Source organism: Streptomyces synnematoformans, from assembly GCF_039531005.1.
Lineage (GTDB): Bacteria > Actinomycetota > Actinomycetes > Streptomycetales > Streptomycetaceae > Streptomyces > Streptomyces synnematoformans.
The window spans coordinates 25,915-48,796 of sequence record NZ_BAAAPF010000017.1; the positions used below are offsets into that span (position 1 = coordinate 25,915).

At 71.3% G+C, this 22,882-nt stretch carries 16 protein-coding genes and 1 pseudogene; 12 read left to right on the forward strand and 5 right to left on the reverse strand.

All coding sequences use genetic code 11. From position 1 onward, the window contains the following. Positions 1-161 precede the first annotated feature (161 nt). The 12 genes from acnA to ABD317_RS05835 all read left to right on the forward strand — a co-directional run bounded on the left by acnA (position 162) and on the right by ABD317_RS05835 (position 16,266). Positions 162-2,894: an aconitate hydratase AcnA gene (gene acnA, locus ABD317_RS05780; RefSeq protein ID WP_344288517.1), complete on the forward strand. Its 2,733-nt coding sequence runs from the start codon at positions 162-164 to the stop codon at positions 2,892-2,894. Positions 2,895-3,080: 186 nt separating this feature from the next. Further along, positions 3,081-3,728 (forward strand): hypothetical protein, encoded by a 648-nt coding sequence (locus tag ABD317_RS05785; RefSeq protein ID WP_344288493.1) that lies wholly within the window; start codon positions 3,081-3,083, stop codon positions 3,726-3,728. Then, positions 3,716-4,678 (forward strand): hypothetical protein, encoded by a 963-nt coding sequence (locus ABD317_RS05790; RefSeq protein ID WP_344288495.1) that lies wholly within the window; start codon positions 3,716-3,718, stop codon positions 4,676-4,678. The genes ABD317_RS05785 and ABD317_RS05790 overlap by 13 nt, the downstream gene beginning before the upstream one ends. A gap of 322 nt (positions 4,679-5,000) precedes the next feature. Next, the gene (gene ngcE, locus ABD317_RS05795; protein ID WP_344288497.1) at positions 5,001-6,419 is read left to right on the forward strand and encodes an N-acetylglucosamine/diacetylchitobiose ABC transporter substrate-binding protein; all 1,419 of its coding nucleotides are present in this window, start codon (positions 5,001-5,003) and stop codon (positions 6,417-6,419) included. Positions 6,420-6,483: 64 nt separating this feature from the next. Then, on the forward strand, positions 6,484-7,479 hold the full coding sequence (locus ABD317_RS05800; RefSeq protein WP_344288519.1) for a carbohydrate ABC transporter permease: 996 nt from the start codon (positions 6,484-6,486) through the stop codon (positions 7,477-7,479). A gap of 22 nt (positions 7,480-7,501) precedes the next feature. After that, positions 7,502-8,440 (forward strand): carbohydrate ABC transporter permease, encoded by a 939-nt coding sequence (locus tag ABD317_RS05805; RefSeq protein WP_344288499.1) that lies wholly within the window; start codon positions 7,502-7,504, stop codon positions 8,438-8,440. 218 nt (positions 8,441-8,658) lie between these two features. Continuing rightward, positions 8,659-9,858, forward strand: coding sequence for an ROK family protein (locus ABD317_RS05810; protein ID WP_027755626.1), 1,200 nt, complete (start codon positions 8,659-8,661; stop codon positions 9,856-9,858). Positions 9,859-9,995: 137 nt separating this feature from the next. Continuing rightward, entirely contained in the window at positions 9,996-11,108 is a 1,113-nt protein-coding gene (locus ABD317_RS05815; protein WP_344288501.1) for an ABC transporter substrate-binding protein, read from the forward strand. 182 nt (positions 11,109-11,290) lie between these two features. Continuing rightward, positions 11,291-12,082: an ATP-binding cassette domain-containing protein gene (locus tag ABD317_RS05820; RefSeq protein WP_344288503.1), complete on the forward strand. Its 792-nt coding sequence runs from the start codon at positions 11,291-11,293 to the stop codon at positions 12,080-12,082. Continuing rightward, entirely contained in the window at positions 12,079-13,398 is a 1,320-nt protein-coding gene (locus ABD317_RS05825; RefSeq protein WP_344288505.1) for a sugar ABC transporter permease, read from the forward strand. The genes ABD317_RS05820 and ABD317_RS05825 overlap by 4 nt, the downstream gene beginning before the upstream one ends. A 213-nt stretch (positions 13,399-13,611) precedes the next feature. Then, positions 13,612-15,555, forward strand: a complete 1,944-nt coding sequence (gene dxs / locus ABD317_RS05830; protein ID WP_344288507.1) for a 1-deoxy-D-xylulose-5-phosphate synthase — start codon at positions 13,612-13,614, stop codon at positions 15,553-15,555. 114 nt (positions 15,556-15,669) lie between these two features. Beyond that, the gene (locus ABD317_RS05835; RefSeq protein ID WP_344288522.1) at positions 15,670-16,266 is read left to right on the forward strand and encodes a Uma2 family endonuclease; all 597 of its coding nucleotides are present in this window, start codon (positions 15,670-15,672) and stop codon (positions 16,264-16,266) included. A 79-nt stretch (positions 16,267-16,345) separates the two neighbouring features. Here ABD317_RS05835 and ABD317_RS05840 read toward each other — a convergent pair whose 3' ends face one another. The 5 genes and pseudogenes from ABD317_RS05840 to ABD317_RS05860 form a co-directional block, all read right to left on the reverse strand. Then, complete coding sequence (locus ABD317_RS05840; RefSeq protein ID WP_344288509.1) at positions 16,346-16,735, reverse strand: PIN domain-containing protein; 390 nt, start codon at positions 16,733-16,735, stop codon at positions 16,346-16,348. A 102-nt stretch (positions 16,736-16,837) separates the two neighbouring features. Next, positions 16,838-18,973, reverse strand: coding sequence for a 3-hydroxyacyl-CoA dehydrogenase NAD-binding domain-containing protein (locus ABD317_RS05845; protein ID WP_344288511.1), 2,136 nt, complete (start codon positions 18,971-18,973; stop codon positions 16,838-16,840). Next, positions 18,970-20,214 (reverse strand): thiolase family protein, encoded by a 1,245-nt coding sequence (locus ABD317_RS05850; protein ID WP_344288513.1) that lies wholly within the window; start codon positions 20,212-20,214, stop codon positions 18,970-18,972. The genes ABD317_RS05845 and ABD317_RS05850 overlap by 4 nt, the downstream gene beginning before the upstream one ends. A gap of 311 nt (positions 20,215-20,525) precedes the next feature. Then, a pseudogene (locus ABD317_RS05855) lies at positions 20,526-21,785 on the reverse strand (HRDC domain-containing protein). Between the two features lie 131 nt (positions 21,786-21,916). Continuing rightward, positions 21,917-22,612 (reverse strand): LuxR C-terminal-related transcriptional regulator, encoded by a 696-nt coding sequence (locus ABD317_RS05860; RefSeq protein ID WP_027755635.1) that lies wholly within the window; start codon positions 22,610-22,612, stop codon positions 21,917-21,919. Positions 22,613-22,882: the final 270 nt, after the last annotated feature.

Genomic DNA, 22,882 nt, shown 5'->3' on the forward strand with positions numbered 1-22,882 from the left:
CTTGCGCGGGTACCCGGCACGGGTGGCCGCCGCGGCGGAGCCATGGAGTAGGGTTTATCTCGACATCGAGATATCTGCCGAAGGTGCCACCCTCAGGTCGCCCCGCTCCGGACGTAGCGGCAGGATTGCGGTGGAACGCGAAGATGACGAAGGAGACTGTCGTGTCGGCGAACAGCTTCGACGCCCGCAGCACGCTGCAGGTGGGCGGCGAGTCGTACGAGATCTTCCGGCTGGACAAGGTCGACGGGGCCGCCCGCCTGCCGTACAGCCTGAAGGTGCTGCTGGAGAACCTGCTCCGCACCGAGGACGGCGCGAACATCACCGCCGACCACATCCGGGCCCTGGGCGGCTGGGACTCCCAGGCCCAGCCGAGCCGGGAGATCCAGTTCACGCCGGCCCGCGTGATCATGCAGGACTTCACCGGCGTCCCCTGCGTCGTCGACCTCGCCACCATGCGCGAGGCCGTCAAGGAACTGGGCGGCGACCCCGCCCGCATCAACCCGCTGGCCCCGGCCGAGCTGGTCATCGACCACTCCGTGATCGCCGACAAGTTCGGCACCCCGGACTCCTTCCAGGTCAACGTGGAGCTGGAGTACGGCCGCAACCGCGAGCGCTACCAGTTCCTGCGCTGGGGCCAGACCGCCTTCGACGAGTTCAAGGTCGTCCCGCCCGGCACCGGCATCGTGCACCAGGTGAACATCGAGCACCTGGCCCGCGTCGTCATGGTCCGCGACGGCAAGGCGTACCCCGACACCCTCGTCGGCACCGACAGCCACACCACCATGGTCAACGGCCTCGGCGTGCTCGGCTGGGGCGTCGGCGGCATCGAGGCCGAGGCGGCGATGCTCGGCCAGCCCGTCTCGATGCTCATCCCGCGCGTCGTCGGCTTCAAGCTCACCGGCGAGCTGCCCACCGGCACCACCGCCACCGACCTGGTGCTGACCATCACCGAGATGCTGCGCAAGCACGGCGTCGTCGGCAAGTTCGTCGAGTTCTACGGCGCCGGCGTCGCCCAGATCCCGCTGGCCAACCGGGCGACCATCGGCAACATGTCGCCGGAGTTCGGCTCCACCGCCGCGATCTTCCCGATCGACGCCGAGACCCTCACGTACCTGAAGCTCACCGGCCGCGACGAGCAGCAGCTCGCGCTCGTCGAGGAGTACGCCAAGGCCCAGGGCCTGTGGCACTCCGCCTCGAACGAGGAAGGGGGGGCGCACGAGCCGGAGTACTCCGAGTACCTGGAGCTGGACCTCGCCACGGTCGTGCCGTCCCTCGCCGGGCCGAAGCGCCCGCAGGACCGCATCGAGCTGTCGAAGGCCGCCGAGCAGTTCCGGCTCGACGTGCGCAACTACGTCGACGACGACGACGAGCCCGGCAAGGAGTCCTTCCCGGCCTCCGACGCACCCGCGTCATCCAACGGGGTACCGACCCGCGTCACCCCGGTGACCGCCCCCGACGGCAGCACGTACGAGATCGACCACGGCGCCGTCACCGTCGCCGCCATCACCTCCTGCACCAACACCTCCAACCCGTCCGTCATGGTCGGCGCGGCGCTGCTGGCGAAGAAGGCGGTGGAGAAGGGCCTCGCCCGCAAGCCGTGGGTGAAGACCACGCTGGCGCCGGGCTCCAAGGTCGTCATGGACTACTACGACCGGGCCGGCCTCACCCCGTACCTGGAGAAGCTCGGCTTCAACCTCGTCGGCTACGGCTGCACCACCTGCATCGGCAACTCCGGCCCGCTGCCGGAGGAGATCTCCAAGGCCGTCAACGAGCACGACCTGGCCGTCACCGCGGTGCTCTCCGGCAACCGCAACTTCGAGGGCCGGATCAACCCCGACGTCAAGATGAACTACCTGGCGTCGCCCCCGCTGGTCGTCGCGTACGCCCTCGCCGGCTCGATGAAGGTGGACATCACCCGCGACCCGCTGGGCACGGACAAGGAGGGCCGGCCGGTCTACCTCCAGGACATCTGGCCGAGCGAGCTGGAGGTCGAGCAGGTCGTCGCCGCCGCGATCGGCGAGGAGATGTTCACCGAGTCGTACCAGGACGTCTTCGCGGGCGACGCGCAGTGGCAGGCGCTGCCGATCCCGACGGGCGACACCTTCGCCTGGGACGGCGACTCCACCTACGTGCGCAAGCCCCCGTACTTCGACGGCATGCGCATGGACCCGGCCCCGGTCGAGGACATCGCGGGCGCCCGCGTGCTGGCCCTCCTCGGCGACTCGGTCACCACCGACCACATCTCCCCGGCCGGCGCCATCAAGGCCGACACCCCGGCCGGCAAGTACCTCACCGAGCACGGCGTGACCCGCCGCGACTTCAACAGCTACGGCTCCCGCCGCGGCAACCACGAGGTCATGATCCGCGGCACCTTCGCCAACATCCGGCTGCGCAACCAGATCGCCCCGGGCACCGAGGGCGGCTACACCCGCGACTTCACCCTGCCGGACGCCCCCGTCTCCTTCATCTACGACGCCGCCCAGAACTACGCCGCGGCCGGCACCCCGCTCGTCGTCCTGGCCGGCAAGGAGTACGGCTCCGGCTCGTCGCGCGACTGGGCGGCCAAGGGCACCGCGCTGCTCGGCGTCCGGGCGGTCGTCGCCGAGTCGTACGAGCGCATCCACCGCTCCAACCTCATCGGCATGGGCGTGCTGCCGCTGCAGTTCCCCGCCGGCGCCTCGGCGCAGTCCCTGGGCCTGACCGGCGAGGAGACCTTCACCCTCACCGGCGTCACCGCCCTGAACGACGGCACCGTCCCGGAGACGGTGAAGGTGACCACGGACACCGGCGTCGAGTTCGACGCGGTGGTCCGCATCGACACCCCGGGCGAGGCGGACTACTACCGCAACGGCGGCATCCTCCAGTACGTCCTACGCTCCCTGATCCGCGACTGACCCACCCCGCCTTCCGACCCCCGCGCCCTCCCCCGGGAGGGCGCGGGGTTTTCCGGCGCCCCGTTGTCGCCGCCGCGTAACAGGGCTGTGCGAATGCCCCCGTACCGCTTTCTTCCGGCCAGCACGCCTCGTTAGGCTCCGTGCACTTGACTTCGTACTGTGCACGACATTGGGGGTTGCCGCACGATGACCACCTCACGCTGGCGCGGGGGCGCCGCCGCGGTGCTGGGCGTGGCGTTGCTGCTGACGTCCTGCGGGGACTCGGGAGACGAGGACCCGGACAAGATCGTGGGTGCGAAGCGGGACCCCACGGAGCAGTCCTCGGCGCCGGAGGACGCGGAACCGGCCGCGGACGCGCCGGAGTTCGACTTCCCCGCGGACCTGAAGGTCGAGGTCGACGCCGACACCACGGGGGACGGGACCAAGGACGCGGTCCTGCGCGACCACGGCTACGCGGTACGGGCCAACCTGCTGGCCCTCGCCAAGCTCGACCCCGAACTGCCGGTGCTGGCCGACTACGTCGTCGGCGACGCGTTCATCAACTCCACCGACACCGTCGAGTCCTTCAAGGCCGAAGGCCGGACCGTGACGGGCGCGACCCGCTTCTACGACCGCGAGGTCGAACTGCGGGACAAGGGCGTGGCCTCGGTGACGTACTGCGAGGACCAGCGAAAGGCGTTCAACAAGGACGTCGACAGCGGTGAGGTCGACCGGACCGAGCCCAGCGCCGAGAGCTTCGTGCGCTACACGGCGCTGATGGAGAAGTCGGACGAGGGGGTCTGGCAGATGACCTTCGACCAGTCCGAGAGGGGAGCCCCCGAGTGTCAGCTCTGAGACTGCGGAGAGCGAGCGTGGTGGCCGCCGGGCTCGTGGTGGCGACGGGCCTCGGCGTCGCGCCGGCGGCGGCGGACTACGGCGGCGGTGGCAGCGAGGACGGCGGGGCCAGCGCGTACGTCGAGTACGCGTACAGCCATCCCGGGTCCTCGGGCACGAGCATGACCCCTACCGGCGCCAACTGGCCGGCGCCGACGTGCTGGTACGAGCCGGCGTACAAGCCGAAGGATTTCGAGGAGTACCTGCGCGCCCACAACTACGACGGCAGCGCGGGCGCCGACCTGTACGAGCAGTATTTCAACGAAACGGACGGGAAATACCACAAAGGGGATGAAGGTGCCTGGTGGGAACTGACCGTCGACCTCGACAGGGAGGACCTCAGCTGCGCCCAGGAGTACGAGCCGTACCAGTTCATCGGCCCGGACTTCCCGCAGCCGCCTGACGTCGAGGTCTTCGACGCCGAGATGCTGGCCATGTTCGCCTACGAGCGGATCAAGCTCCCGGCGCCGCCGGTCGACCTGAAGCCCGGCGCCGACCGGCAGATCGTGAACCTGGAGACGCTCGCGAGCTTCGGCCAGGACCTGGAGCCGGCGTGGGTGACCGCCAGCATCGACTATCTGGGGGTCCAGCTCGCCGCGACCACCGTGGCCACCCCCAGCCGGCTCACCCTGTCGGCGGACAGCGCCCACGCCGACCCGGCGGAGTGCTCGTACGAGCTGGTGGCCGCCGGCGGCGGCTACACGGTGGACACCGAGGACGCCGCCTGCAACATCACGTACCGGAAGTCGAGCGGCGAGGGCACGTACGACCTCCAGGCGTTGCTCACGTGGGAGGTCGCCTGGAACCCGTCCGCCGACCCGGCGGGCACCCCGACGACGGCGCTGCCGGACGGGCAGTCGGCAAACGACATACCGGTCACCGTGAAGGAGATCCAGACCGTGGTCCGATAGAGGGCTATTGGACTAGACCTCTGGGTGTACCACTGAGGGCCGCGCCACCCCCGGGATCCGGGTGGCGCGGCCCTTCTCGGTGCCGGTCCACCCAGGTCTCAAGTCGAGAAAGACTCTCGACGAACCTTGTATTTGATCTTGCTCGGACGGTGGCGAGTGGACTATACCTGTCCGCACCCGGCGGCTCCCCCTGGCTTCCCGGGGTACGACCCAGAACCACTCACGTATCACCGACCGCGGTAATCGGCCCCTCCAACCGCCGGCACATGGCGTCGGGGACCCGGTGCACCGCCTGAGTCCTGGAGAAAGTGAGGACTTGAGCATGGGATCCACCTCGGAAGTCGGCCGCCGCGATCTCGTCAAGCGGGCCATGGCGCTCGGCTTGATCTCCGTACCCACCATCGGTGCCCTGTCGGCGTGCGCGAGCGGTGGTGACGACGACAACGACGGGGGCGCCAAGGGCGAGAAGACGGAGAAGAACCCGCTGGGTGTCGACAAGAACGCCCCGCTGGAACTGCTGATCTTCGACGGCGGCTTCGGCACGCAGTACGTCGAGGACGACGTCGCCGCCTACGAGAAGAAGTACGCCAAGGTCAAGACCGGCTCGACGGTCAAGATCCAGTCCAAGGTGCAGGGCCGGATGGCCGCGGGCGACCCGCCCGACGTGATCAACAACTCGGGCGACGAGGCCATGGACGTGCCCGCGCTGATCGGCCAGGGGCAGCTCGCGGACATGACGCCGCTGCTGAACGCGCCGTCCATCGACGACCCGTCGAAGACCGTCGCGGACACCTTGCGCCCCGGCACCGTCGAGATGGGTCAGTACGGGGACGAGAAGTGCTACCGGATGAACATCGCGTACTCCGTGTTCGGCATCTGGTACTCGCAGAAGATGCTCGACGACCACGGCTGGGAGTACCCCACGACCTGGGACGACATGCTCGCGGTCTGCGCGGAGGCGAAGAAGGAGGGCATCGCCGGCTGGACGTACACCGGCGTCTACCCCCAGTACCTGGGCTTCAGCATGCTGCCGATGATCGGCAAGGTCGGCGGCGCCGAGGTGCTCGACGCGATCGACAACCTCGAACCCAACGCCTGGAAGCACGACTCGGTCAAGAGCGTCCTGGAGGCGCACTACGAGCTCCACGCCAAGGGCTACATCCTCAAGGGCTCCGGCGGCTGGAAGCACACCGAGTCGCAGACCAAGTGGACCGAGGGCAAAGCCCTGTTCATCCCCAACGGCTCCTGGGTGGAGAACGAGTCGAAGGACACCACACCCCCCGACTTCCAGATGACCGTCTCCCCGTCGCCGAACCTGGACGGCTCGGACGCCATGCCGTTCGAGACGATCTGGGCCCAGGCCGGCGAGCCGTACATCGTTCCGGCGAAGGCGAAGAACGTCAACGGCGGGCTGGAGTTCCTGCGCCACATGCTCACCAAGAAGTCCGCCGCGGGCTTCTCCAAGCTGGTCTCCTCGCTGGCGTGTGTCGAGGGCTCGGAGGAGGGACTGCAGTTCGGCACCGGCCTGACGAGCGCGATCGGGCTCATGGACGCGGCCGGCGAGAACTTCCTCAACCCCCGGTTCCCCGACTGGTACCCGACGACCTGGCGCGAGCACGTCGTCTTCGTCCTCGGCGACATGATGAAGGGCGATGCGAGCCCGGGCGAGGCGGTCAACAAGATCCAGCAGATCGCCGACGACGCCGCCAAGGACGACAGCATCGCGAAGTACAAGCACTGAGCGGCGAGTCCAGTCGGTGAGCGAGCGGGACGGAGCGGGCGGGATGAAGGTCGACGACCCTGCCGTGACCAGGACAGCGAGGCGATCCGCCGGATCGCCGAAGGCGGGCGCGGGGGGCTTCCGGTCCTCGCCCCGGTACCGGACCTACGTCAAGTACCGGTTCGTCTTCGGGTTCCTGGCGATCCCGTTCGGGCTGTACGCGGTGTTCGTCATCTCGCCGTTCGTCCAGACCTTCTACTACTCGTTCACCGACTGGTCCGGCCTCAGCAGCGACTTCAACGTGGTCGGGTTCGACAACTTCACCCGGCTCATGGACGACGAGCGGTTCTGGGCCGCCGTGCGGAACAACCTCATCCTGGCCCTCGCCGTACCGCTGGTCACGTTGAGCCTGGGCCTGTTCTTCGCCTTCATGATCAACGTCGGTGGCCGCGGCCGGAAGGGCGAGGCGGTGACGGGGGTCGCGGGCGCCAAGGCGTACAAGATCCTCTACTTCTTCCCGCAGGCGCTCTCCATCGCGGTCATCGCCGCCCTCTGGGGCTACATCTTCACGCCCGGGATCGGCGTGCTCGAAGCCATCCTGCCGGCCTCGCTGTCGCCGGAGAACGGCTGGCTGGGGGAGCGGCGCTTCGCGCTGTTCGCCGTGATGATCGTCATGTGCTGGGCGATGGTCGGCTTCTTCGTCGTGCTCTTCTCCGCCGCCATCGGGCAGATCCCCAAGGAGATCAACGAGTCGGCGCTGCTGGACGGCGCCGGCCGGGCCAGGACGTTCTTCAGCATCACGCTGCCGCTGATCCGCGACACGGTGCAGACCGGCTGGGTCTACATGGGCATCATGGCGCTGGGCGCGGAGTCCTTCGCCGTGGTCAACATCATCACCATCGGACCCGGCGGCCCCGACGACTCCACCCAGGTGCTCGGCGTCTACCTCTGGCAGACCGGCTTCACCCAGGCGCAGGCGGGCCGCGGCGCCGCGATGGGCGTCTGCCTCTTCATCCTCACCATGCTCCTCGCCGTGGCCGCCCTGTCCGTCGGCCGCCGCCGCGACCGCATCGAATACTGAGCGCGACCCGGGAGAGCACTTCATGACCACTGCGGAACCCACGGGTACCCCCCGGGCCGACGGACCGTCCACGACGGAGGACCCGAAGACGAAGAAGACGGACTCGCCGCTGCTCAAGCCGGAGCGGAGCATCGAGGGCACCGTGCTCAACGTCTTCTCGCACGGCTTCCTCATCCTGTGGGCGGTGCTGGCCGCCGGGCCGCTGCTCTGGGCGCTGATGACGGCCTTCAAGCCGTCCGCGGACATCCTGGCGAGCCCGTGGGGGCTGCCGGACAGCCTGCACTGGGAGAACTGGTCCAACGCGTGGTCGAAGGCGAACATCGGCCGCTACACGCTGAACTCGTTCGTCATCGTGATCTTCTCCGTGCCGCTCACGATGCTGTTCGGCTCGATGGCGGCCTACGTGCTGGCCCGCTTCGACTTCCGCGGCAGCCGGATCATCTACTTCACCTTCGTCGGCGGCATGGCCTTCCCCGTGGTGATGGCGCTCGTGCCGCTGTTCTTCGTCATGAAGAACCTGTCGCTGCTGGACACCCGGCACGGCCTGATCATGGTCTACATCGCCTACTCGATGCCCTTCACGATCTTCTTCATGACCACGTTCTTCCGCACGCTGCCCTCGTCGGTCGCCGAGGCCGCGGAGATCGACGGTGCCTCACACTCGCGGATCTTCTTCCAGGTGATGCTGCCCATGGCCAGGCCGGGCCTGATCAGCGTCGGCATCTTCAACTTCCTCGGCCACTGGAACCAGTACGTCCTGCCCTTCGCCCTCAACCAGGGCGACGAGAACGACTACGTCCTCACCCAGGGCATCGGCTTCCTCTTCGCCCAGGCGGGCTACCGCGCCGACTACGGCCGTCTGTTCGCGGGCCTGATGATGGCGGCGCTGCCGATCCTGATCGTCTACGCCATCTTCCAGCGCCAGGTCCAGGCGGGCCTCACCGCCGGCGCGGTGAAGTAATCGCTCCTGGCCCGCGGCCCGTTCGGGCGCCCGGCCGGGGTGGCTCGGTACCGTGGACGTTTGCGGGTTACGGAATAGTCACGCCGTCAAGGTCTTGACGGCGGTAACCATGGCCGTCGAGCCTAGACTTCACAAGTTGTAGGCGATCCGGGCCCCACAGGCGTGGTCCGGGAGGTGGGGGGCCGTCGTGTCGCCCGCCGAACCAGGAGTGGATGGCCGTGGAGACTCCGGGCTCGCAGTCCTCGCTGCACCGGGCAAACCTTGAGCGCGTCGTGCGCGCCGTGCGACTGTCCGGTTCGCTCACGCAGGCGCAGATCGCGCGGAGCACCGGGCTGTCCGCCGCCACGGTCTCCAACATCGTCCGCGAGCTGCAGGAGAGCGGGACGGTCAGCGTCACGCCGACCTCCGCCGGCGGGCGGCGGGCCCGGGCGGTGTCGCTCAGCGGGGACGCGGGGATCGTCGTCGGCGTGGACTTCGGGCACACGCACCTGCGGGTGGCCGTGGGGAACCTGGCGCACCAGGTGCTCGCCGAGGAGTCCGAGCCGATCGACGTGGACGCGTCCGCCACCCAGGGGCTGGACCGGGCGCAGACGCTGGTGGCGCGCCTCGTGGGGGCCACGGACGTGCCCGCGGACAAGGTCGTCGGGGTGGGGCTGGGGGTGCCGGGGCCGATAGACACCGAGACCGGTGTGCTGGGCTCCACCGCCATCCTGCCGGGCTGGACCGGCACGAACCCGCGCGACGACCTCCAGTCCCGCCTCGGCGTGCCCGTGTACGTGGACAACGACGCGAACCTCGGCGCGCTCGGCGAGCTGGTCTGGGGCAGCGGCCGGGGCGCCAAGGACGTGGCGTACATCAAGGTGGCCAGCGGCGTCGGCGCCGGGCTGGTGATCAACGGGCAGCTCTACCGCGGCCCGGGCGGGACGGCCGGCGAGATAGGGCACATCACCCTGGACGAGTCCGGTCCCGTCTGCCGCTGCGGGAACCGCGGGTGCCTGGAGACCTTCACCGCCGGCCGCTACGTCCTCGGCCTGCTGGAGGCCAGCCACGGCCCCGGGCTGACCGTGGAGCGCATGGTGCAGCTGGCCCGCGACGGCGACCCCGGCTGCCGCCGGGTGATCGCGGACGTCGGGCGGCACATCGGCAGCGGCGTGGCGAGCCTGTGCAACCTGCTCAATCCCAGCCGGGTCGTGCTCGGCGGCGACCTCGCCGAGGCGGGGGAGCTGATCCTGCACCCCATAGGGGAGTCCGTCGGGCGCTACGCCATTCCCAGCGCGGCCCGCCAGCTGGACCTGGCCTCCGGGGCGCTCGGCAGCCGTGCCGAGGTGCTCGGGGCACTGGCGCTGGTGCTGAGCGAGATGGGCGACCGTTCGATCCTTGACGGCGCCGCGGCGGCCCCCACCCCCGTTCTCACGTAGTGCTGAGTTCACGTAGAGAAACCAGCGGATCGTTTCCGTCTCGTTAAGCATTTACTTCTTGACGACATGGTTACGGGCGAGTTGACTACCTGGCACCTCGGCCGCGACGGCGCGGCCACGTCAGGGAGGTTTGGACCGTGCACACCTATCTGCGCCGTGCGGCAGTCGCACTGGCCGCCGTATCCATGACCGTCGGCATCGCGGCCTGTGGCAGCGCCGATGAGGCCGACAACGACTCCGACAGCGGGAGCAAGAAGAAGAACGACGGGCCGTTGACGATAGGTCTCCTCCTGCCGGATGAGGAGACCGCGCGTTACGAGGACTTCGACCGGCCGCTCATCGAGAAGAAGATCAAGGAGCTGGCCCCCGGCACCGAGGTCATCTACAACAACGCCAAGCAGAACGCGACGACCCAGCAGCAGCAGGTCGACACCATGATCACGCAGGATGTCGACGCCCTCATCCTGGACGCCGTGGACGCCAAGTCCATCCAGTCCGGCGTCCGGGCCGCCGACGACGCCGGCATCCCCGTCATCGCGTACGACCGCCTCGCCGAGGGGCCGATCAGCGGCTACACCTCGTTCGACAACAACAAGGTCGGCCAGGTCCAGGGCGAGGCGCTGCTGGAGGCGCTCGGCGACGACGCCAAGGACGGCCAGATCGTCATGCTCAACGGCTCCGTCACCGACCCGAACGCCGCCATGTTCAAGGAGGGCGCGCACTCCGTCCTCGACGGCGAGGTGAACGTCGGCAGGGAGTACGACGTCAAGGAGTGGAAGCCGTCGAACGCCAACTCCGACATGAAGGGCGCCATCTCCTCGGTCGGCAAGGACAAGATCATCGGTGTCTACGCCGCCAACGACGGCATGGCGGGCGGCGCCATCACCGCCCTGAAGGCCGCCGACTTCGACCCGCTTCCCCCGGTCACCGGCCAGGACGCGGAGCTGGCCGGCGTGCAGCGCATCGTCACCGGTGAGCAGTACATGAGCGTGTACAAGCCGTACAAGCCGGAGGCGGACGCCGCGGCCGAGATGGCGGTCAAGCTGGCCCGCGGCGAGAAGATCGACTCCGTCGCCACCAGCACCGTGGACAGCGAGTCCGAGCAGGGCGTGCCCGCCGTGCTCATCGACCCGATCGCGCTGACCCAGGACAACATCAAGGAGACCGTCGTCAAGGACGGCCTGTGGAAGATCGAGGACATCTGCTCCGGCAAGTTCGCCGCCGCCTGCAAGGACATCGGCCTGCAGTGAGCGGCTGAACAGCTGAGCCGCTGAGCCGCTGCCGCGGTGCTGCCGAGCCGCAGAACCGCGGCACGGCCGAGCCGGTGCCAAGCCACCCGCGTGCCCGGGGTCCCGCCACCCCAACTCCCGCTGCCGGCGGGGCCCCGGGCACCCGGGCCCTCATCTTGCCCACGCCTATCCCTCTGTAGGAGATGGTTCACGTGTCCGCTACGCCCGTGCTGGCGTTGCGCGGGATCTCGAAGCGGTTCGGTGCCGTCCAGGCACTCACCGACGTCGATCTCGAGGTCCGCGCCGGTGAAGTGGTCGCCCTCGTCGGCGACAACGGCGCCGGAAAGTCCACTCTCGTCAAGACCGTCGCCGGCGTCCACGCCATCGACGACGGCACCATCGAGTGGGGCGGCCGCCCCGTTCGCATCCACAAGCCGCACGACGCCCAGGACCTGGGCATCGCGACCGTCTACCAGGACCTCGCGCTCTGCGACAACCTCGACGTCGTCGGCAACCTCTTCCTCGGCCGGGAGATCCGCACCGCCGGCGTCCTGGACGAGGTCGAGATGGAGCGCCGCTCCCGCGAGCTGCTCACCACCCTGTCCATCCGCATCCCCAGCGTCCGCATCCCCACCGCCTCCCTCTCCGGCGGCCAGCGGCAGACCGTGGCCATCGCCCGCTCGCTCCTCGGCGAACCCCGGCTCGTCATCCTCGACGAGCCCACGGCCGCCCTCGGCGTCGAGCAGACCGCCCAGGTGCTCGACCTCGTCGAGCGGCTGCGCGAGCGCGACCACGCCGTGCTGCTGATCAGCCACAACATGGCGGACGTCAAGGCCGTCGCCGACCGGGTCGCCGTGCTGCGCCTCGGCCGCAACAACGGCGTCTTCGACGTCGCGACCACGACGCAGGAAGAGATCGTCGCCGCCATCACGGGCGCCACGGACAACGCCGTGACGCGCCGGACGGCGCGCGCCAGTGCGGAGGAAGACCAGTGAGCACCGAGCGGATCGAGAAGTCCGACTCCGCGAAGCCCGGCCTCGCGAAGTCCACCACCCCCGGCGACGTCCCGGCGGACGCGGCGAAGGACGACGGCACCCCCGTCGACCCCCGGCTGCTCGTCCGCGAGGAGGGCTTCGCCGGCTATCTGACCGAGTTCAAGCGCCGCATGCGCGGGGGCGAGCTGGGCTCCGTCCCGGTCATCGTCGGCCTGATCGTCATCATGGCGATCTTCCAGGCCATGGACGACGCCTTCCTGTCCGCGCAGAACCTGTCGAACATCTCCATCGACATCGCCGGGCCCGGGCTGATGGCCGTCGGCATCATCTTCGTGCTGCTGCTCGGCGAGATCGACCTGTCGATCGGCTCCGTCAGCGGGCTCGCCGGCGCGGTGTTCGGCGTGCTTGCCGTCCAGGAGGGGATGCCCGAAGTCCCGGCGATCATCCTCGCCATCCTCGTCGGCACCGCGACCGGCGCCTTCCACGGCTTCTTCTTCGCCCGGATCGGCGTCCCGCCGCTCGTCGTGACCCTCGCCGGCCTGCTCGGCTGGCAGGGCCTGATGCTCTACATACTGGGCGGCTCCGGCACCATCAACCTCGACTACGACGGCGTGGTCGTCAAGCTCACCACGTACTACTTCACCGACGTCGCCGCCGCCTACGGGCTCGCGGCGGTCGCCGTCGGCGGCTACTTCGCAGCCGCGTACGTCGGGGCGCGGCGGCGCGCGGCGGCCGGGGTGCCGTCGCGGCCGATGAGCGAGATCATCATGCGCACGGCCGTGCTCGCGGTGCTCGCGTTCGTCCCGGCGTACGTGCTGAACCAGTACAAGGGCCTGCCGCTGGCGCTGCTGATCTTCCTCGTCGTGGTCGCCGGCGCGGACTTCGTGCTCCGCCGCACCGGCTTCGGCCGGCGGGTCTTCGCCCTCGGCGGCAGCGTCGAGGCCAGCCGCCGCGCGGGCATCAACGTCGACCTCATGCGCATCGCGGTCTTCGCCGTCTCCGGTACCCTCGCCGGGGTCGGCGGCCTGTTCATGGCCTCCAACATCGCCGCCGCCAACCAGAGCGCGGGCGGCGGCACGCTGCTGATGAACGCCATCGCGGCGGCCGTCATCGGCGGCACCAGCCTCTACGGCGGCCGGGGCAGCAGCTGGTCCGCGCTGCTCGGCGTGCTCGTCATCATGTCCATCCAGTCCGGCCTGGCGCTCAAGGGCATCGACTCGCCGGTGCAGTACATGATCACCGGTTCGGTGCTGCTGGCGGCGGTCGTCATCGACTCCGTCTCCCGCCGCACCCAGAAGACGGCCGGACGCGCCTGACCGCGCCCGCCCGCCGACCGCCGCGCCCCCGTACCGGCCCCGGTACGGGGGCGCAGCTGTTGCGGTCCTGTGGCACACATCGCACTGTCGGATCAGCGTCCGGACCCCGGGAATATTAGACTCGACCGGACGCTCCGGGCCGGACACGTCCGCGTGGCCGTGCGTCCGGGGCCGTACGGCCCGAAGGCAGGCTGCGACAGCAAGGAGGCACGGGTGGCACTGCTGACCCGTATCAACGGACCGCGCGACCTCGACCGGCTCGGTCCCGAGCAGCTGGAGCGGCTTGCCGCGGAGATCCGCACCTTCCTCGTCGAGTCCGTCGCCCGCACCGGCGGCCACCTCGGCCCCAACCTCGGCGTGGTGGAGCTGAGCATCGCGCTGCACCGGGTCTTCGACTCGCCCCGCGACCGGGTGCTGTGGGACACCGGCCACCAGTCGTACGTGCACAAGCTGCTCACCGGCCGGCAGGACTTCGCGCGGCTCAAGCAGAAGGGCGGCCTGTCCGGCTACCCCTCCCGGGCCGAGTCCGAGCACGACGTGATCGAGAACAGCCACGCCTCCACCGTGCTGGGCTGGGCCGACGGCCTGGCCAAGGCCAACGAGGTGCGCGGCGGGGAGCACGCGGACCGCGCCGTCGTCGCCGTCATCGGCGACGGGGCGCTGACCGGCGGCATGGCCTGGGAGGCGCTGAACAACATCGCCGCGGCCCAGGACCGCCCGCTGGTCATCGTCGTCAACGACAACGAGCGCTCGTACGCCCCCACCATCGGCGGCCTCGCCGACCACCTCGCCACCCTGCGCACGACCGACGGCTACGAGCGCTTCCTCGCCCGCGGCAAGGAGCTGCTGGACCGCACGCCGGTGGTGGGCAAGCCGCTGTACGAGACCCTGCACGGCGCCAAGAAGGGCCTGAAGGACTTCATCGCGCCGCAGGGCATGTTCGAGGACCTGGGGCTGAAGTACGTCGGCCCCATCGACGGGCACGACATCGCCGCCGTCGAGTCCGCGCTGCAGCGCGCCCGGCGCTTCGGCGGGCCCGTCATCGTGCACTGCCTCACCGAGAAGGGCCGCGGCTACCTCCCCGCCCGCCAGGACGAGGCCGACCAGTTCCACCAGGTCGGCGTCATCCACCCGGACACCGGGCTGCCCGTCGCCGCCGGCGGCGCCGACTGGACCTCCGTCTTCGCCGACGAGATGGTGCGGATCGGCCGCGAGCGCGACGACGTGGTGGGGATCACGGCCGCGATGATGCGCCCCGTGGGCCTGCAGAAGTTCGCCGAGGCCTTCCCCGACCGGGTCTACGACGTGGGCATCGCCGAGCAGCACGCCGCGGTCTCCGCCGCGGGCCTGGCCACCGGCGGGCTGCACCCGGTCTTCGCCGTCTACGCCACGTTCCTCAACCGCGCCTTCGACCAGGTGCTGATGGACGTCGCGCTGCACCGCTGCGGGGTCACGTTCGTCCTGGACCGGGCCGGCGTCACCGGCAGCGACGGCGCCTCCCACAACGGCATGTGGGACATGTCGATCCTCCAGGTCGTCCCGGGCCTCAGGATCGCCGCCCCGCGCGACGCCGACCAGGTGCGCGCCCAGCTGCGCGAGGCCGTCGCCGTCGACGACGCGCCCACCGTCGTGCGCTACTCGAAGGGCGCCGTCGGCCCCGCGGTCCCCGCGGTGGGCCGGGTCGGCGGCATGGACGTGCTCCACGAGCCGGCCGGCGGCGCCGAGGGCGCGGAGCGCCCCGACGTGCTCCTGGTCTCCGTCGGCGCGCTGGCACCGATGTGCCTGGAGGTCGCCGGCCTGCTCGACAAGCAGGGCATCACGACGACCGTCGTCGACCCGCGCTGGGTCAAGCCCGTCGACGCGGAGCTGCCCGCGCTCGCCGCGGGGCACCGCGTGGTCGTCACCGTCGAGGACAACATCCGCACCGGCGGCGTCGGCTCCGCCGTCGCGCAGGCGCTGCGCGACGCGGGCGTCGACATCCCGCTGCGCGACTTCGGCATCCCGGAGCGGTTCCTCGACCACGCCTCCCGCAAGGAGGTGCTGGCGGACATCGGCCTGACGGCGCCGGACATCGCCCGGCAGGTCACCGGCCTGGTGGCCGGGCTCGACCGGCGCGCGGGCGAGGACGCGGAGGCCGTGGAGATCGCGGGGGACTGAGGCCCGGGGCGGCCGTCAACCGTACGGCGGTCGCTCACACGTGCGGGTGGCCGGTGCGGGTTTCCGGCCGATACGCTGAACAGACCGGCGAGAATACGTCGCATGGGAGCACTAATGAGCGTCACGCCCGAGGAGACCGAGCCGTCCCCGCACTGGCCGATGCCGCCCACCGACGGCTACACCGCTGATGACCTGGACCGGCTCCCGAATCTGCCTCCGCACACGGAGCTGATCGACGGGAGCCTCGTCTTCGTGAGTCCGCAGTCCCTCTTCCACACCCGAGCCGTTGACTTCTTCAAAGCGCAGATCGAAGCCGCGGCGCCGCCGGACCTGGAGGTCATCCGCGAGTTCACCATCGACATCGACCGGCAGAACCGGCCCGAGCCGGACGTGATCGTCGTCCGCGGCGACGTGGTGGAGGATCCGGAACAGACCCGCTTCCCCGCCGACACCGTGCAGCTGGCCGTCGAGGTGGTCTCCCCCGAGTCCCTCTCCCGCGACCGCGAGACCAAGCCGCTCAAGTACGCGCGTGCCGGTATCAAGCACTACTGGCGGGTGGAGAGCAACCAGGGCCGGGCCGTGGCGTACGTCTTCGAGCTGGAGCCCGCCACCGGCGCGTACACCCCGATCGGCATCTTCCACGAGCGACTCAAGGTCGCGGACCCCTTTCCGCTCGACCTCGACCTGACCGCGATCAAGCCGCGCCGCTAGCAGGCGGCGGACGGACCGCGGACGCACCCCCCGTCTGACACCTGACCCCGGCGTTATCGTGCGCCGGGGAGACGTGGCCCTACGGCCGGACGGTGCGTGGGCCCGTGGTGGCGGCGCCGTGGTGGTGGACGCGCTGGCGCAGGGCCCGGTCTGCGGTGACCACGAGCACGCGCCGCTCCGGCTCCTGCTCCACCGCGGCCGCGACGACTCCCACGATCCGGTCGTCCCCGCTGCCGTCCGCCGCGACGACCCGTACCCCCGGCACCTGTGGCACGCCGCGGGCGGCGCCCTCTACGACGAGCACCACCTCCACCGGCCCCGGCAGCCCCGCCACGCCCGTCTGCGCGTACGGCACGAGCCCGTCGCGCAGCCGCTCCGCCGCCCCGCGCCGGTCGCGCCACCAGCCGTCCGGCACGGACCCGACGACGTTGGCGGCGTCCACGACGAGCAGGGGCAGGGGTGCGTCCATGCCGCCCAGCCTCCCACGGCGTACGGCGCACCCGTGCCCCGGGCCGCGGGGGCCGGGGCACGGGGTGCGCGCGTGTGCGTCGCGCCGGACGAGGGGCCCGGGCTACGGGGCCGGAACGCTCGCCACGCCCGGCTGAAGGAACCGCCGGCCCGTCACGCGCTCGCTCACGCCCGCCCGGTCCAGGTACGGCGTGATACCGCCCAGGTGGAACGGCCAGCCCGCGCCGGTGATCAGGCACAGGTCGACGTCCTGCGCCTCGGCCACGACGCCCTCGTCCAGCATCAGCCGGATCTCCTGCGCGATGGCGTCCAGCGCCCGGTCGCGCACCTGCTCCTCGGTGAGCACCGTGTCGCCGACCTCGAACAGCGCCGCCACCTCCGGGTCCAGCTCCGGCTTGCCGGAGTCGTGGACGTACAGCGTCCGCTTGCCCGCCTCCACGACCCGGCCCAGGTTCGCCGACGGCGTGAAGCGGTCCGGGAACGCCGCCGCGAGGGTGCCCGCGACATGATGGGCGACCGCGGGGCCGACCAGGTCCAGCAGCACGATCGGCGACATCGGCAGGCCCAGCGGCGCCAGCGCCCGGTCCGCGACCTCCACCGGCGTACCCTCGTCCACAGCCCCCAGCACCTCACCCATGAAGCGGGTCAGAATCCGGTTGACCACGAACGCCGGAGCATCCTTGACCAGCACGGCCGACTTCTTGAGCTTCTTGGCGACGGCGAAGGCCGTGGCCAGCGAGGCGTCGTCGGTGCGCTCGGCCCGTACGATCTCCAGCAGCGGAAGCACCGCCACCGGGTTGAAGAAGTGGAAGCCCACGACCCGCTCGGGGTGCGTGAGCCCCGCCGCCATCTCGGTGACCGACAGGGACGAGGTGTTCGTCGCGAGGATCGCCTCCGCCGGGACGACCTCCTCCAGCTCGGCGAAGATCCGCTGCTTGAGGGAGAGTTCCTCGAAGACCGCCTCGATGACGAAGTCGGCGTCGGCGAACGCCGCAGCCTTGTCCAGCGAGCCGGTGACCAGCGCCTTCAGCCGGTTGGCCGCGTCCTGGTGCAGCCGGCCCTTCAGCAGCAGCATGTCGATCTGCTCGTGGACCCAGGCCACACCCTTGTCGATCCGCTCCTGGTCGATGTCCGTGAGCACGACCGGCACTTCGAGGCGGCGGGCGAACAGCAGCGCCAGCTGCGACGCCATCAGCCCGGCGCCGACGACGCCGACCTTCGTGACCGGCCGGGCGAGGCTCTTGTCCGGCGCCCCGGCGGGCCGCTTGGCGCGCCGCTGGACGAGGTCGAAGGCGTAGATCCCGGCCCGCAGCTCGCCGCCCATGATCAGGTCGGCCAGCGCCTCGTCCTCGGCCGCGAAGCCCTGCCGCAGGTCGCCGTTCTTCGCCGCCGCCATGATGTCCAGCGCGCGGTACGCCGCCGGGGCGGCGCCGTGCACCTTGTCGTCGGCGACGGCGCGGCCGCGCTCGATCGCGGCGTCCCACGCCTCGCTGCGGTCGATGTCCGGGCGTACGACCTCCAGCTCGCCCTTCAGCACCGCGGCGGTCCAGCCGAGGGACTGCTCCAGGAAGTCGGCGCCCTCGAAGATCGCGTCGGCGATGCCCAGGTCGTGGACCTGCTTGCCCTTGAGCTGCCGGTTCTGGTTGAGGGAGTTCTCGATCACGACGGTGACCGCGCGGTCCGCGCCGATCAGGTTCGGCAGCAGCGTGCAGCCGCCCCAGCCGGGCACCAGCCCGAGGAAGACCTCCGGCAGCGAGAACGCCGGCACGGCGCGGGAGACGGTGCGGTACGTGCAGTGCAGGCCGATCTCGACGCCGCCGCCCATCGCGGCGCCGTTGTAGTACGCGAACGTCGGCACGGCCAGGCCGGACAGCCGCTTGAACACCTCGTGCCCGCCCCGGCCGATGGCCAGCGCCTCGTCACGCGCCTTGAGCAGCTCGACGCCCTTGAGGTCGGCGCCGACGGCGAAGATGAACGGCTTGCCGGTGACGCCGACGCCGGCGATCTCGCCGGCCGCGGCCTCCTGCTCGACCTGGTCGAGCGCCGCGTCGAGGTGCGCGAGCGACTGCGGGCCGAAGGTGGTCGGCTTGGTGTGGTCGAAGCCGTTGTCGAGGGTGATCAGCGCGAACCGGCCCGCGCCGCCGGGCAGGTCGAGGTGGCGTACGTGCGCCTGCGTGACGACCTCGTCGGGAAACAGCTCGGCGGCGCCCTTGAGAAGTTCCACGGTGCTGCTGCTCACTTGCCTGCCCCCTCGAAGTGCGGGTTCTCCCAGATGACCGTGCCGCCCATGCCGAAGCCGACGCACATGGTGGTGATGCCGTACCGCACCTGCGGCTGCTCCTCGAACTGCCGCGCCAGCTGCGTCATCAGCCGCACGCCGGAGGAGGCAAGCGGGTGGCCGAAGGCGATGGCGCCGCCGTAGCGGTTGACGCGGGCGTCGTCGTCGGCGATGCCGAAGTGGTCGAGGAACGCGAGCACCTGCACGGCGAAGGCCTCGTTGATCTCGAACAGGCCGATGTCGGAGATGCCCAGGCCCGCCTTGGCGAGCGCCTTCTCGGTGGACGGCACCGGGCCGATGCCCATGACCTCGGGCTCCACACCGGCGAAGGCGAAGGACACGAGCCGCATCTTCACCGGCAGCCCGGCGGCCCGCGCCACGTCCTCGGCGGCGACGAGCGAGGCGGTGGCGCCGTCGTTGAGCCCGGCGGCGTTCCCGGCGGTGACCCGGCCGTGGGCGCGGAAGGGGGTCTTCAGCGTCGCGAGGTCCGCCAGCGTGGTGCCGGGGCGCATCGGCTCGTCCCGGGTGGCCAGGCCCCAGCCGGTCTCGCCGGCCGACCCCGCGGCGGAGCCGCTGTCAGGTGCAGCGGTGCGGCGGACGGAGACGGGCACCAGGTCGGCCTGGATCTGCCCGTTCGCGTACGCCTTGGCGGCCTTCTCCTGCGAGTGCACCGCGTACTCGTCGGCGCGGGCCCTGGTCAGGTGCGGGAAGCGGTCGTGCAGGTTCTCCGCGGTCATGCCCATGAACATCGCGGACTCGTCGACGAGCTTCTCCGAGACGAACCGCGGGTTGGGGTCCACGGCCTCGCCCATCGGGTGCCGGCCCATGTGCTCGACGCCGCCGGCGACGGCGATGTCGTACGCGCCGAAGGCGGTGGAGGCGGCGGTCGTGGTCACGGCGGTCATGGCGCCGGCGCACATCCGGTCGATGGAGTACCCGGGCACGGTGGCCGGCAGGCCGGCGAGGATGCCGGCGGTGCGGCCGATGGTCAGGCCCTGGTCGCCGATCTGGGTGGTGGCGGCGACGGCCACGTCGTCGACGGTGGCGGGGTCGAGGGCGGGGTTGCGGCGCAGCAGCTCGCGGATGCACTTGACGACGAGGTCGTCGGCGCGGGTCTCGTGGTAGATGCCCTTCGGGCCCGCCTTGCCGAACGGGGTCCGGACGCCGTCGACGAAGACGACGTCCCTTGCGGTACGAGGCACGGGCTCTCCTCCGGAGGGGGTGCGGGTTCTCGTGGTGCCGGCGCCGTGAGGGCGGCGCGGCTGTGGCACCCATGCTACTCGTGGGTAACAGAACGTGCCCAGGGGCCCGCCGGAAGGCGTGCGTCACAGTGCCCTCGCCGGGCGGGCCATACCCGGATACGGGGTGTTGCCGTCCGGCACCGGTGGCGGGGCACCGAGGAGGCGGTGCGGGACGCCGCGGTGCGCCACGGCTGCGCAGGCGTGCGGGGCGCGCGGCGGTGTCGGCGGGCGGGGCCGGCCTCCGGGCGGCACCGCCGGGCCGCCTACCGCGCTCAGTCGCCGACCGCCGCCGTGAGGAGGGGCGTGACCTGTTCGATCTGCCAGGGGCGGGCGCCGTGGTGGGCCAGGGCCGCCGCCACCGCCTCCGCGGTGGGCTCCTTCGGCGGCTCCCAGCAGATGCGGCGCACCGTGTCCGGCGCGATCAGGTTCTCCTGCGGCAGGCCCAGCTCCTCCGCGCGCGCCGTCACCCCCGCCCGCTCCGCCGACAGCCGCGCCGCCGCGGCCGGGTCCTTGTCCGCCCACGCCCGCGGGGGCGGCGGGCCGTTCAGCGGCAGCCCCGGCTGCGGCAGCTCGGACTCCGGCAGCGCGCGGGCGCGCTCCACCGCGGCGAGCCACTGCTCCAGCTGCCGCCGGCCCATGCGGTGCCCGAAGCCGGGCAGCGCGGCCAGCGCCCGCGTCGACGTCGGCATGGCCAGCGCCGCCTCCACGATGGCGGTGTCCGCGAGCACCTTGCCCGGCGAGATGTCGCGCCGCTGCGCGATGCGGTCCCGGGCCGTCCACAGCTCCCGTACGGTGCCGAGCTGGCGCCGGCGCCGCACCTTGTGCATGCCCGACGTGCGCCGCCAGGGGTCCCGGCGGGGCTCCGGCGGCGGCGCCGCGGCGACCGCCGCGCACGCCTACACGGCCCACCCCAGCTTCCCCTGCGCGGTCAGCTCCTCGGCGAGCGCGTCCCGGAGGTCCACGAGCAGCTCGACGTCGAGCGCGGCGTAGCGCAGCCACGGCTCGGGCAGCGGCCGGGTCGACCAGTCGACGGCGGAGTGGCCCTTCTCCAGCGCGTAGCCGAGGACGTTCTCGACCATCGCGCCGAGGCCGACCCGGGGGAAGCCGGCGAGCCGGCCGGCCAGCTCGGTGTCGAACAGCGTGCCCGGGCGCATGCCTATCTCGGCGAGGCACGGCAGATCCTGGGTGGCGGCGTGCAGAACCCATTCAGCACCGCCGATCGCCGCCGCGAGGCCGGACAGGTCCGGGCAGGCCACGGGGTCGACGAGCGCGGTGCCCGCGCCCTCCCGGCGCAGCTGCACGAGGTAGGCCCGCTGCCCGTAGCGGTAGCCGCTGGCGCGCTCCGCGTCGATGGCGACCGGGCCGCTGCCCGCGGCGAAGGTGCGGACGATCGCGGCGAGCCCGTCGACGTCCGCGGTGACGGGGGGAATGCCCTCGCGGGGGTCGAGAAGGGGGACCGGCGCCGAACCGGAGGTCGGTGCTCCGGGTGCGGGAAGTCTGTCCTCTGCTGCGGTCTCTTGGGCGTCGGTCACGTGACAAGGGTATCTGTGAGTCGGGCGCGGCAGCGCCCGTCGACGGAACGTTACGCCGACGGGCGTCGCGTGGCCGCCGGGGCGGGCCCGGACCCGGGCCGGTCCGTGCCCGGGCTCGCCCGGCGGCCGGGTCAGTGGATGATGCCGGTGCGCAGCGCCACCGCCACCATGCCGGCACGGTCGCCGGTGCCGAGCTTGCGCGCGATGCGGGCGAGGTGGCTCTTGACGGTCAGCGCGGACAGGCCCATCGAGACGCCGATGGCCTTGTTCGACTGGCCCTCCGCAACCAGCCGCAGCACCTCGACCTCGCGCCCGGACAGCTCGCGGTAGCCGCCGGGGTGTCCGGGCGGGCCGGAGTTGCCGCCGGCGCCCGGGGCGCCCGGCGGGCGGCGGTGGTGCTGCATCCGGCCGGCGGCGGCGCCGATGTGGGCGGCGTTCGGGCGGGTCGGCAGGCCCATGCTGGTGCGGGTGCCGGTGACGACGTAGCCGCGGACGCCGCCCGCGAGGGCGTTGCGTACGGCGCCGATGTCGTCGGCGGCGGAGAGCGCGAGGCCGTTGGGCCAGCCCGCGGAGCGCGCCTCGGAGAGCAGCGTGAGGCCGGAGCCGTCGGGCAGGTGGACGTCGGCGACGCAGATGTCGCGGGGGTTGGCGATCCGGGGACGGGCCTCCGCGATGGACGACGCCTCGATCACGTCGCGCACGCCCAGCGCCCACAGGTGGCGGGTGACCGTCGAGCGTACGCGGGGGTCGGCCACGACGACCATGGCCGTCGGCTTGTTGGGGCGGTAGGCGACCAGGCTTGTGGGTTGCTCCAGGAGAACAGACACCAGGTCCCTCCAGACGGTGGTGCGGGGACGGGGCCGGCTGGAAGAGCCGGGACGTTCCGTGTCGCGTACGGAAGGTCTCTCACGTCTTCGGCAGGAGCCCCGAAAGGCTTTAGGCAATGATCACGAATTAGTGATGAAAAAACGGACAATTCGGATAGGCGATCGACTGCGCGCGGGGCGCCGAGGCGCGGTGACGGGGGCGCGCGGCGCGGTGCTCGGTGCGGGGGCGCAGCGGCCGGGCCCGGCGCGCGGCCCTCAGCGCCTGGTCGT